This is a genomic window from Rothia aeria (assembly GCF_016726365.1).
Lineage (GTDB): Bacteria > Actinomycetota > Actinomycetes > Actinomycetales > Micrococcaceae > Rothia > Rothia aeria.
In genome coordinates, this window is the sequence record NZ_CP068102.1 from 2,541,814 (window position 1) to 2,554,011 (window position 12,198).

Consider the following 12,198-nt stretch of genomic DNA (forward strand, 5'->3'; position numbering starts at 1 on the left):
TGAGAGTTAGGATATACTAATGGTTTACACCAAATAATAGGATCGTGACTTAGAAAGTGTTAGTACAGGTAAGTTTCCACGTTGGGGAGGTCTGAAAAGCTCTTTAGTAAAGGAAAAAGCAGATATTTCTGTATTAACCGCTTCAAAGAGGTTACCGGCCACCTAAAGAAGGCGGCGGATAAGTTACATAACTATATGGTACTGGAAACAGGGATGTTGTTATGTAACCCTTGAAGAGTAACTCTCACTGATACTCCAACTTGGTTTATAAATGCTAACGGTATTTTATTCAGTGTACGTGCATCCATCGGGTCTATGAACCTTGCAATAGGGAAATGCTGTATCGGTTGAGGGTTGTCTTCTATTCGTCCGTTAGTAAAAACCGAAGGACATTGTTGTTTTACATCCCTTAAAAATAGCCCTCATGTCTGGGAGGTTTTGAAGGTGAAGAACTACATTTAGTTATATTAATAAAAAAGGATCTTTTAAATTTGGAAATACCTTACTCAAGTGGGTATAATTCTGAATCTATAGGAGGGGTTTTAGAAACAACCGAGAGTTATATTTTGAATTTTATTTATCAGAATATTTTACTCATTGACTTACGCGAGAAACTTACTGATAAACTTATTATAAAATTTAAGGAAAGTGATGACTGTTATGCTTAGAAATGCAATAAAACTTGGAGGAATGGTGTGTCGAAATTTTCGTAAAATATTCCATGTGCCCAGAAATGAATTTAGTCAGCGTCTTTGCTGGATTGCTACACTCGGTGTAGTTGCAATAGTTTTTATTCCACCGCTTGCATCTTTCCTCCTTAATGATTTTATAGGAGTGCGATTTGAACAGGGTGATGGATCAAAAGAAATTCGTACCGCTTTACTGTATATGGCTGGTGGATTAATTGCTCTTGTTACTCTAAATGAGACCCATAGTAAGAACGAAATTGAAAGAAAGAAAAATAATGATGATGCTGAAAATATTAGGGAACAGATTGCAGTGCAGAAGAATCAACTTAACATACAGAAAAATCAGTTGGATTTTCAGCAGGAGCAATACAAAGATTCTAAGATTCGAGAAGTTAACTTATCCTTTGCTGACGCATATACTCAGTTAAGTAGTGGCTCTTTGACGGGACAACGTTTGGGCGCTAATAAGATACTCCAAGTGGTAGATGACTGGTTAAATATGGGGAACAAGAAACAAGCTCAATCTGTTTTAAATAACATATTTGAGTATATTCGTAAAGGTGCTGTAGGAGATGGTAGGGTGAATAATGAAAACTATCCATTTGAGAATGTTAAATGGATTGTTGAAGCTATTAAGGAATATACGATACGTAGTAACCAACAGAACAGTACCTCTTTGTGGTCTGATCTAGATTTCAATTTTGATGGATGCATATTTAATTTTGACGTCGATTTATCTGGTATAGATATACATGGAAACCTAAGCTTTCGAAATTCTACTTTTGCAAAATCTTTAGATATGAGCAGTTCTAAAATTCAAACTGTAAATTTTTATAAAGCATCTATGGAAGAAGGAATATTTAATAAGGTCAATTTTATGATTGCTGACTTTGTGCATACTAGGATCGACAAGGCTTCATTTGCTAATGCAAAATTTAAATCTGTTATATTTCAAGAGACAAAAATAGGAGATAAGATAGAAACATATTCTATACCTCATGTATTTGGTGGAGCTGAGATTTCGATGACTGGGCGTGGAAATATTTTTAACTTTACTGAAGACTCTTTAGAAGAACTTTCTAGGTTAGCTCCAGAAGAACTCCCTCCTGGTGCGCGAAAGGGCGACTGCTATATGTCGTGTTGTGGCCAGTCTATACCTCATAAACACAACTAGAACTACCAGTATATTAATATTTTGAATATTTGATGTTGTATCTGTCTAGAAATATTCTTATTTCGCCTTTATCTCTAGAGGCTTGGGGGTAGTGCTTCATGTAACTCGATACCTATTATTAGTTGTAGATGGAAAATATCTGCTAGAAGGAAACTTAGGTTTTTTATGAGGGTGAGTACCTGGTCACCCAGTTTCAGGGTAGAAGTTATATTGTCCTGAATCTTGTGCCAGAATGTTTTATTAGTTGGAATTGCCGGTTAGACTATAGAGGAGAGGAGGGAAGTGATGACCGTTAAAGTTCCTGTAGAGCCGAGTGTGCTTCGCTGGGCGCTTGACCGTGCTGACATGTCCGAGACTGAAAAGGCTTTTGACAAGCTACGTGTTTCTGAATGGCTCAGACAAGATAGTCAGCCAACCATTAGTCAGCTCACGAAGTTTGCCCAGAAGACCCATGTTCCCTTCGGTATGCTCTTCCTCTCTGAGCCTCCTGTTGAAGAGAAACCTCTCGCTGATTTTCGGTTCCGTGGTTCCGCACCAGAGAAATATTCTGCTGAGCTAACCGAAACCATCCTGGAACAGCAACGGCGGCAAAACTGGTACCGTGACTATGCTATTGCGCGTGGCTTAGAAGTGAATGAATATGTGGGATCTGAAACTTTAGCGAGCAACCCCGAACAGGTAGCCGACCGTATTCGTTATGATTTCGGGTACACTCCTGGGATGGTGCGCTCTGGAACCGAGGCACGCAAAGCAATTATAGAACTATTGGAAGAAAACGGTTTTCTCATCAGCGTTGCCGGAGTCGTAGGTTCCAACACTCACCGCCCCTATGATCCGAATGAGTTTAGTGGATTTTCGCTCTCCAATGACTATGCGCCCACTATTTTCGTTAACGGTCGAGATACTAAAAACGCCCAAATCTTTACATTATTGCATGAGCTGGGGCATCTTCTGCTAGGGGAGAGCGGAGTATCTGTCTCCGGCGGCGAAGAGGTACATCAGCAGCATGCAGAGCAACAGGCTTACAACGAACGTTGGTGTGACTCCTTTGCTGCACATTTTTTAGTTCCTTCTGCAGAGATACGCAAAAAAGTACGAGCATTACCCGGCGACGGGGATGAGATAACAGAGGACTCGATAGAGAAACTGGCATCGCATTTCTGCGTCAGCGTCTTGACGATCCTCAATAGTTTGCTAAATGAAAAGCTTATAACGTGGAATAAGTATACCAAGTTATATGAGCCCATGCGTGAACAAGCTATTGCTTATGCACAAGAAAGCGGTAAAACCTCTGGCGGAGGTGACTATTACCGCCCAAAAATCTATGCTCTAGGTAAACGGTTCGCAAGTGCAGTTTTTGCCGACGCTGCTAGTGGGCGCACCACATACACGGAAGCGCACCGCCTGCTTGGTGTCCCCAAAACAGAAACCTACGAGAAGCTCGCGCAGAAGGTAAGGGAAGCATAACGTGTCTCCTGATACTATTTTTCTCCTTGACACTAACGTGTTAGTGGAAGCTCACCGCAGATACTATGCACGCGATATAGTTCCTAGTTACTGGAAATGGCTCCACGATGAGATCGCTCAACGGGGACGGATCATCAGTATTCTTCCCGTTTATAAAGAGCTCATTGCTGGCAAGGATGAACTCGCGCAATGGGTTGCAGAAAGAAAAGAGTATTTTAAACCTTTGACAGCAGAAAGCGTAGCAGCTTTGGGAACGGTGGCTAACTGGGCGCAGAACAAAGACCAGTATAAGCAAGCAGCAAAAGATGAATTTCTGCGTGTTGCTGATAGCTCGCTCGTCGCTTTTGCCAAAGCGCACGACTACAGGGTCGTGACTCTTGAGCAACCCGCGCCAGAATCTAAGAAAAGAATTCTGATACCAGACGCCTGCCATGCCCATGGAGTAAAGTACTGCGGTCCTTTCGAGATGATGAGGTCTCTTGGTGGATCAATCTGATGGGCTGTCACCATCTGGTACATGGTGAAAGCCCATCAGGCTGGCAGGAACCCGCTAGTATTTTGCTCCCGAAGGAACGCGATGATAATCATTCTGAGTCATAGTGTCAGGGAGTTGAGTAGAAGCCGTCACAATGTTGTACAAGAGGTATATTGGAGAAAAAGCTACAAACATTAATGACTCCATAAGTGCTACCAGACTTTCAAACCTCGTAGACCTGCGTTCGGGGAATTGATGCGAATTGCCAAAAATAAAAACTATCACTGAAATACTTAAAATTATGATCCATTCGAAGGGAGTAGTCCCACGTAGTGTGATCATTGTTAAACTTAGCATAATCCATGTGGGTGAGTAGGATAATGAAATCTCTGACCTATGAATGTAGGATACATGGGAAACCCCGATGAGAAAGTTAGCTACGCAAAATATAAACACACCATTGAGCTGAGAAAATTCTTGAACTATCGTGTACCACTGCGTATCAAGGTGAGCATAGCGAAGGATTTCGTTAAGTGCCGAAAGAAGCGAGATATTTGGTGCTGTTGCTTCAATAAATACACACCACATGAATGAAGCAACAAGCACATTAAACATATGCACATTCTTCGGCAGGGTATTTTTAATAGCATTTGCGAATGAAGAAGTGAATGGTTCTAAGGGAACTGCCACAGGAATCCTCCTAATATTTTGAACGATATGATCCCTTCTTCCTACGAAAGGAACCTTTAGACACAGTTCTAACGTATAACTCTTCGAAGGGCCTCGCCACCAAACTCGTCATCCTCCAGCATCGCCGCTGGGTGCGGCACGGTTTATGCACATTTCCTCCAGGATTTTGCGATAATCAAAATCAGAGAAAACCTCACCACCACAGCATATTTTGTTGAAATGTAAAATTTTTGCAGGAGAGATATATGGAGGACCTTCCCGCTCTTGTCTCAGGCTTCTCCCTGAGCCGTGCCCGGCTGGCTGCCGCAGCGGGAGTGAGCGAAGCAGCCATTAAAAAGCTCACCAAGAAAGAACTTGTGCCTTCTCTCACCGCCAAGAACGACATCGACTTGAGTCTCACCTTCAACATTATGCTGGGTCTTGACGATCATGGAAACACCACAGGTAAGAACCGAACTAAAACGGCGAGCCCCAAAGAATTCGCCTGTAACTTGCTTCGTGAACGTTTCCTTGCTGAGTTCACCAACACCGCCGATCCGATAGGGGTTATTGAGCTCCTGAGTTCTCTCGTTATGCTGTACACCCCGCTTGAGCAAACGGTCGAAAACCCACTTGCTATTCTTGAAGTCGCTTACGTTCAACATCCAAAAACTAGGCTCGAGCTTAAGACATCAGAAACAGAGCCTTTATCCCAGAACTCTGTACGTGTATATCGAGAACCTCCAACATGGCTTAATATTGAGGCGTTCCCCGAAGAACAGCGTCCATTGATCACAGATATCGTGGTTCCTGTGTGGAACAGGGGGATGAAAAACTCACATATCAAGATCTTTCTAGTCCCGAAGGATTGCAGCACCTTATATGCATCTATGCCTTCATTGCAACTAAGGGAATAAGAGAATGATAATAAGTTTATTAAGATACAAAATATTCAATAAAAATATCAAATTACGATTAAAATATGCCTTACTTAATCATAAAGTTCTGCATTTATATTGGCAAAAATTTGATACTTGTCGAGAATTTATGATTCATCGAAATGGCATAAAATATAATCTTTGTCGTAAACTATTGTAAATAGTATTTTGGGGAGGAAAAACTATTCTTGAAGTATATAATGAAATGCTAGAAGTATAATAATAGTAAACAGTAGATTCATGGTACGAATCACGCCTAACTTTCCTTTATTTTGGCAAAGATGCTGGCATCAACTGCGGCGCATTTAAGACGGAGATTTTGGGATTTTATATAAGCTTTATTCGACGGTAGCGATATGGGTGAGTTCCCCATCCCACCGCGGCAGCTCATGTGTAAGAAACTCTGGTTTGAGCGGATAATCCGCCAGGGATTGAAGCGGCAGCCACACGCAGGGGTAGTGGTGCCCTTCGTCGCGGGTGGTTATTGGGACCGCTTCAGAATCAACATCTACGAGGTAGTGGAATTCGATGCGGTGGTTCGGCATACCGTGCACCTCGAAAAGGTGCTCTCCCACGAACGCAAGCTGCCGAACCGTGCAGTCGATACCTAGTTCTTCGCGTATTTCGCGGCGTACCGCATCCGTGCTGTGCTCACCGACGTGCACTGCGCCGCCGGGTACAAAGTATTTGTTGTGGTGACTGTAGGTGAGAAGTTTTCCCGCGTGCATGATCAGCGCCGAGGCTCGCACCCCGTATTGGTGTCCTGCAGCTGTCGTCCGAAAGTCCATACCTCTATTATGTGGCTGTGTGCTGTTGTGTGGTTTCGCCAAACGCTCATTAAAGGGTGCTATTGTCAGCATATTAGGGCATATCCTGTATCCTTGTAGATTGATTACCCATGTTAAAGATGCGGGCTGGCGCGGCCATAATATTGCCGTGTGTCCCGCTCACCGACGTATAGAAAGTGACCACGGCTCGTGTTCAATTCGCTCTCAGACCGGTTGACGGCAACCTTTAAAAACCTGCGCGGCAAGGGACGCCTCTCAGAGGCTGATATTGATGCGACCGTGCGGGAGATCCGGCGTGCGCTGCTGGATGCGGACGTCGCCGTTCCGGTGGTGCGTGAGTTCGTTGCGCATGTGAAGGAGCGTGCGCTTGGTGCGGAAGTGTCGGAGGCTCTGAACCCCTCGCAGCAGATCGTGAAGATCGTCAATGAGGAGCTGGTGGGTATTCTGGGTGGGCAGACTCGCCGTATCAATATGGCGAAGAGCGGCCCCACCATTATTATGCTCGCTGGTTTGCAGGGTGCCGGTAAAACCACGCTGGCGGGTAAGCTGGCGAAGTGGCTGAAGGGTCAGGGGCACACCCCCATCCTGGTAGCATCTGATTTGCAGCGCCCAAATGCGGTGACCCAGCTGAAGATTGTGGGTGAACGCGCGGGTGTACCTGTTTTTGCGCCTCACCCGGGTGTGACTAGTGAGTTCGACACCCCCACCGGTGACCCGGTGCAGGTGGCCCGAGATGGTGTGGCTGAGGCGCGTGCGAAGCTGCATGACGTGGTAATCGTTGATACTGCAGGCCGTTTGGGTGTGGATGCTGAACTCATGCAGCAGGCACGTAATATTCGTGATGCTATTGAGCCGCAAGAAGTGCTGTTCGTGATTGATGCGATGATCGGCCAGGATGCGGTGAATACCGCGAACGCCTTCAACGAGGGCGTGGACTTCACCGGTGTGGTGCTTTCCAAGCTTGATGGTGACGCCCGCGGCGGTGCGGCGCTTTCGGTTGCTTCGGTGACCGGCAAACCGATTATGTTTGCCTCCACGGGTGAGAACGTGGGTGACTTTGAGCAGTTCCACCCTGACCGCATGGCCAGCCGCATCCTTGATATGGGCGATATTCTGACCCTGATCGAGCAGGCTGAGGCTAACTGGGACAAGGCTGAAGCCGACCGTATGGCGAAGAAGTTCATTGACCAGGAAGACTTCACGTTTGAGGATTTCTTGGCGCAGATGCAGCAGATTCGCAAGCTTGGTTCTATGAAGAAGCTTCTGATGATGATGCCCGGCGCGGCACAGATCCGTCAGCAGTTGGAGGCTTTTGATGAGCGTGAAATTGACCGGGTTGAGGCTATCGTGCGTTCAATGACTCCGCATGAGCGTGTGGCCCCGAAGATTATTAATGGTTCCCGCCGTGCGCGTATTGCGAAGGGTGCGGGTGTTACCGTCTCTGAGGTGAATCAGCTCATGGAGCGTTTCGCTCAGGCTCAGAAGATGATGAAGAAGCTTGCCGCCGGTAAGATGTCCGGTGTTCCCGGCGGTATGCAGATGCCCGGTATGGCGGCTGCTGGCGGCGGTAACCGTAAGAAGAACAAGAAGAATAATAAGAAGAAGGGGTCGCGTTCGGGCAACCCTATGAAGCGCGCACAGCAGGAGGCGCAGGCGCAGCAGGCGGAGAAAGCCCGTCAGGGCGCTGCCTTTGGGCAGCAGACGCAGCAGCAGGAGCTTGACCTTGCGGATATGAACTTGCCTAAGGGCTTTGAGAAGTTCTTGAAGTAGAGCTCAACGTACTGTGTTAGCCCAGATTTGGCGCTCAGCCGAATAGGGTGTCTGGCCGTGGTACTGGTGAGAGAATATTGACATTAGACGGGTTGCTGAGGCCCGTGCCCTGAGCGCGGGCACGGCGCGCACCCCGTTCGGTCTAACGATTTAAGGGGTGAAGTCCAACAGGCCGGTGGAAAGCAATGCTGCAAGGAATGTAAGGAGTCCCCGTGTCGAGTGAAGACAAGCATAATTTTGGTGCCCCGGATACCCCGAGTGACTTCACCGTACCGCAGCGGGATGGTGATGCATCCGAGTATGGCAGCGCGAAAGGCTTGGAGCCGGTGTGGGTGCGGCTTTCTCTGGAATACGGTGAGAACACTCCGTCGATGGGCGAGGCCCAGGTGGTGTATTCAACTGTTTCGGGCCAGTTAGCTGACGGTGATGCTGCTGTGGCTGACAGCATTGTTGAGCTGATCCGTAAAGCGCAGCAGATGTACGCCACCCCGAATCAGGTGGAGGATACTGAGCGGCTGGATGAGCTGGCAAAGTCACTGGAAAATAGTGAGCTGACTTTTGAGAAGCTCAGCGAAATGTGGGCGGATTCTGATGCCGTCTCTGACGCTCATAACGGTGCAGCAGATGGTGCTGCTTCGCCCGGCGGTGCGGAGGAACGGACTCAACCGTTGCAGGATACGGGGGAGTTTACCGTAGAGGTTCGCCCAATGCCTTCATCAGATAGCACTGTGCCAGGGAAAAACCAGCGTAAATCCGGTACCTCCGAGGTGCGTTTGGGTCTTGAAAATATTATTGACCCTGCCCAGGAAGAGGAGCTGCACCGGCGCCGGGTGCTTGCACGCGGTGCCTCCCACGATGATATTGTGCAGAAGCTTACTGCGCTCACCGGTGAGCGGCCTGAGCTTGTGGCCTACGAACTGGGCGAGACCGAGGTGCAGGTGTATGTGCTGTGCGGTGTTGACAGCGATGGGTATTTGAACGTTTTTCAGCTGCGCCCCGAGCAGCAGGCCCGCACCGGCAGCGTCTTTGCCGTGGGTGAGCCCCTTGAGGACTATGTGGCCTGGCTGGTTGATCAGCTTCCTGTTACAGGTGCTGCACTTGAGGATTCGCCAACTATCTGGGTGCCCCTATTTGGGGGTGCCGATGAGCTGGAGTTTTTGACGGATGCCGATGCGGCGGCCCTGCTGGATGTTGATATTGATGTGCTGACCGCCCTGCTGTTAACGCGCGGTGAACGGCAGTTCGCGGTGGCCCCTGCCGGTGCTTGGACCCTGGTTGCGGGTATGCCCGATGACCTGTTGGCGCTCATTGATGATGTGCAGTGCACAGCCCTTGTCGCGGAGGGTAACGAGAACCAGCAGCATCTGGTGGTTATTGTGCCTCCTGAGGAGCCGGATTCCTTGGATGAGGATCCTGCGGATGCCGCATCGTTGAATGATTGGGTGCAGAGTGTGCTTGGGGTTCCTACGGACCCTGAGGTTATGCTTCTTGAACTGCGGTGGCAGGGCGTGCCGAAGCAGCTGACTCGTCCCATATCTGATGAGCAGAGGCAGGCGTGCGGGGCTGAGCTCGCGGATGTGCTGCTGGACCTTCCCGGTATGCCGCTGGAGTCGGCAGAGACGCGTGATGCGAGGGAACGTTCGGTGGAGGTGCTGGCTGACCTGTTTGGGGTGACGGGGCAGCAGAAGCGCCGGTTGGCTTCTTATGTTCATGATGTGAAGAACACTCTTGCCTTAGAGTCGGTGCTTCAGCTGTTGGGGCTGCCGGTTGAACTGGCTGATGTTCCGGGGCGGCGCATTGAGGTTTCGTCCATTAGCACGGCCCGTATTTTTGGTGAGGATGAGTCCACGCTGGCGAGCCCGCTGGATCGTTCGTATCGCCTGGTAGCAACTGACCGTCAGGTGAATCTTGAGCAGTGGCTTGATGTGATGGCTACCGGCAGGATCCCGTTCGACTTCACCCACCTGCCGCCTAAGGAAAGCGCATTAAACCGGTGGATGCGTGGCGGGCTTCGTGGAGCGTTCTCATTCGGGTCAGCTGCTGAGGAGCCGGTGAATGGTGTTTCGGCATCGGTGGTGGCCCGGCGGGGTGCACAGGCCGCTCCGGATGATGCTCCACCGGCGGATATCACGGCGCGCAGCGGCCGGGGCACGCAGGATCAGGCACCTGGCAGCGTCCCGGAACAGCAGCAGGGAACGGGGGTTACTGGGAGCGGGGTACCTGCCGCTGACCTGGCGGATGTGCTGCGTACCCGTATTTTTCGTGCTGATGGCACAGTGCAGCTGGGGCTCTCAGCGTTCTTTATTGCCTTAGCCCGCCGTCGCCGTGCTGCGGGTCGGGGTGCGATTGTGCCGACGGCTTTGGCGTCGCTTTTTGCGATGGGTGGTACCGCTGAGGTCCTGTTAGCTCCCCGGCTGGCACGCTTGCTGAGGCAGACCCCGTTGGGGTCTAAAACACCCACCGGGAAACAGCCCGTGCAGGGGGAGGTAGTACGCGCCTTCTCACCAGAGAGTGACGGCTCTGCTGCTTCCTTCGGGCAGGGCGCGGCGGGTGAACGCGAGCCGCAGGCTCCGGCTAAACGTACTTTAATTGATGACCTGGTGGAGAGTAACCGCATCCCGGCGGTGCGGGGCAGCTACAGCTCAGCGGCGGGGCAGCGTTCCCGGTTGGGGGCCCGCCTGCGCCGTGCGAGCCAACGTTTTTTCGGCCTGTAGAGTGGTAAGGAGCGCCCGTGAAGGATTCGTATTTAAGCCGTGAGGAGCTGGTCAAGTTCATTGCGACCTTACCCACACGGCGTTTAGCGGCGGGCGCGGTCATCCGCAATGAGCATGGTGAGCTTCTGCTGGTGCAGCCCAACTATAAGGACGGGTGGATTTTGCCCGGTGGCACCGTTGAGGCCGGGGAGGCCCCTAAACCGGGGTGTTTCCGTGAGGTGGAGGAAGAGCTGGGTCTGCGTCTTGCCCCGGGGCGTCTTCTGCTGGTTTTTCACGGTTTGGCGAGAGGCGTGTGGGGAGACTCTACCTACTACATGTACGATGCTGGTGTGATCGCTAAGAACACCCCAGTAACCTTGCAAACGGAGGAGCTGATCACCTACGAGTGGGTAGCGCCGGAACAGCTGCAGGAGTATGTGAATCCGGGTTTCGCGGAGCGGCTGCATGATTGTCTGAGGGCGCTGAGAACCGGTGAGGTGGTTGAGATGAGCTCAGATGAGCGGCCTTAAACCTGTCCCGGTGTGTTGTCACTAATGTTCCCCATAGCGTGCTGCAGCACATGAGGCGGGCACTGGCTGAGCCACTGATGGGGTGCCCACTGGCTTAAATGCTGCGGGTTTGTTACCCTATCTGAGTACCCGGCGTGCGCGGCCCCTCTCTCCGCGTGTCGTTGTGTCCATTAGGAGCCACGTGGACGGCCCGCCCCACGGGAGCGAGAAGCGCGGTTCCGCACCAAGTATTGAAACAGGAGTAACCACAAAAGTGGCTGTTAAAATTCGTCTCAAGCGTATGGGTAAGATCCGCGATCCTCGCTACCGTGTTGTGATCGCGGATTCGCGTGTGAAGCGTGACGGTAAGACCATTGAAGAGATCGGTATTTACCACCCGACTGAGCAGCCTTCGCGTATCGAGATTAACTCTGAGCGCGCACAGTACTGGCTTTCCGTTGGCGCGCAGCCGACCGAGCAGGTGCTGGCTCTGCTGAAGCTCTCAGGTGACTGGGCAGCGTTCAAGGGCGAGAAGGCTGAGAACAAGGTGAAGCCGGTTGAGCCTAAGCCCGAGTTCGTTGTTCCGCAGAAGGGCTCCGTCATTCTGCCTGAGGCTATCACCCCCAAGGCTGAGAAGGCTGAGGAAGAAACCTCTGAAGCAGCTGGCGAGACCGCTGAAGCTGAGGCTACCGAGGAAGCGGCTGAGTAATCGTGTTGGCTGACGCGCTCGAACACCTGGTTCGCGGGATTGTTGAACACCCGGATGATGTGAAGGTGCGTGTGCGCCAGCAGCGGTACCGGGAGACCCTGCAGGTGCGAGTCCACCCCGAGGATTTGGGGCGGGTGATCGGCCGTTCGGGCCGTACCGCTAAGAGCATCCGCACCGTTATGGATGCGATCTCTGATGGTTCTCAGGTTCGTATCGATATCGTCGACACTGATAAAAAACGCAAGTAAAACCTCTGCTGGGAATCCCGTCACCTTTTACGGTGGCGGGATTCTTACGTGCGGTCCCAAATTTTTTGG

Annotated in this window: 11 protein-coding genes; 9 read left to right on the forward strand and 2 right to left on the reverse strand. The window is 50.5% G+C overall.

The window, feature by feature from the left end; translation table 11 throughout:
* Window positions 1-651: 651 nt before the first annotated feature.
* The 3 genes from I6I94_RS11140 (at window position 652) to I6I94_RS11150 (ending at window position 3,826) form a co-directional block, all read left to right on the forward strand.
* On the forward strand, window positions 652-1,863 hold the full coding sequence (locus tag I6I94_RS11140; protein ID WP_128087874.1) for a hypothetical protein: 1,212 nt from the start codon (window positions 652-654) through the stop codon (window positions 1,861-1,863).
* 285 nt (window positions 1,864-2,148) lie between these two features.
* Window positions 2,149-3,330 carry an ImmA/IrrE family metallo-endopeptidase gene (locus tag I6I94_RS11145; protein ID WP_201620716.1) on the forward strand — a complete coding sequence of 394 codons (1,182 nt, stop codon included), beginning with the start codon at window positions 2,149-2,151 and terminating at the stop codon, window positions 3,328-3,330.
* A gap of 1 nt (window position 3,331) precedes the next feature.
* Window positions 3,332-3,826 carry a DUF4411 family protein gene (locus I6I94_RS11150; RefSeq protein ID WP_236588875.1) on the forward strand — a complete coding sequence of 165 codons (495 nt, stop codon included), beginning with the start codon at window positions 3,332-3,334 and terminating at the stop codon, window positions 3,824-3,826.
* 54 nt (window positions 3,827-3,880) lie between these two features.
* Here the strand turns inward: I6I94_RS11150 and I6I94_RS11155 are convergent, their stop codons facing one another.
* Window positions 3,881-4,495 carry a hypothetical protein gene (locus I6I94_RS11155; RefSeq protein ID WP_128087872.1) on the reverse strand — a complete coding sequence of 205 codons (615 nt, stop codon included), beginning with the start codon at window positions 4,493-4,495 and terminating at the stop codon, window positions 3,881-3,883.
* 245 nt (window positions 4,496-4,740) lie between these two features.
* On the opposite strand from I6I94_RS11155, the gene I6I94_RS11160 reads away from it, so the two are divergent.
* Window positions 4,741-5,391: a hypothetical protein gene (locus tag I6I94_RS11160; protein WP_128087871.1), complete on the forward strand. Its 651-nt coding sequence runs from the start codon at window positions 4,741-4,743 to the stop codon at window positions 5,389-5,391.
* Between the two features lie 359 nt (window positions 5,392-5,750).
* Here I6I94_RS11160 and I6I94_RS11165 read toward each other — a convergent pair whose 3' ends face one another.
* Window positions 5,751-6,200 (reverse strand): NUDIX hydrolase, encoded by a 450-nt coding sequence (locus I6I94_RS11165; RefSeq protein ID WP_128087870.1) that lies wholly within the window; start codon window positions 6,198-6,200, stop codon window positions 5,751-5,753.
* Between the two features lie 189 nt (window positions 6,201-6,389).
* On the opposite strand from I6I94_RS11165, the gene ffh reads away from it, so the two are divergent.
* The 5 genes from ffh to I6I94_RS11190 all read left to right on the forward strand — a co-directional run bounded on the left by ffh (window position 6,390) and on the right by I6I94_RS11190 (window position 12,129).
* Window positions 6,390-7,970 carry a signal recognition particle protein gene (gene ffh / locus I6I94_RS11170; RefSeq protein WP_006887981.1) on the forward strand — a complete coding sequence of 527 codons (1,581 nt, stop codon included), beginning with the start codon at window positions 6,390-6,392 and terminating at the stop codon, window positions 7,968-7,970.
* Between the two features lie 212 nt (window positions 7,971-8,182).
* Window positions 8,183-10,684 carry a hypothetical protein gene (locus tag I6I94_RS11175; protein ID WP_128087869.1) on the forward strand — a complete coding sequence of 834 codons (2,502 nt, stop codon included), beginning with the start codon at window positions 8,183-8,185 and terminating at the stop codon, window positions 10,682-10,684.
* Between the two features lie 17 nt (window positions 10,685-10,701).
* Window positions 10,702-11,193 (forward strand): NUDIX domain-containing protein, encoded by a 492-nt coding sequence (locus I6I94_RS11180; RefSeq protein WP_006887986.1) that lies wholly within the window; start codon window positions 10,702-10,704, stop codon window positions 11,191-11,193.
* 253 nt (window positions 11,194-11,446) lie between these two features.
* The gene (gene rpsP, locus I6I94_RS11185; protein ID WP_006887964.1) at window positions 11,447-11,881 is read left to right on the forward strand and encodes a 30S ribosomal protein S16; all 435 of its coding nucleotides are present in this window, start codon (window positions 11,447-11,449) and stop codon (window positions 11,879-11,881) included.
* Window positions 11,882-11,883: 2 nt separating this feature from the next.
* Window positions 11,884-12,129, forward strand: coding sequence for an RNA-binding protein (locus I6I94_RS11190; protein ID WP_006887976.1), 246 nt, complete (start codon window positions 11,884-11,886; stop codon window positions 12,127-12,129).
* The last annotated feature ends 69 nt before the right edge of the window (window positions 12,130-12,198 follow it).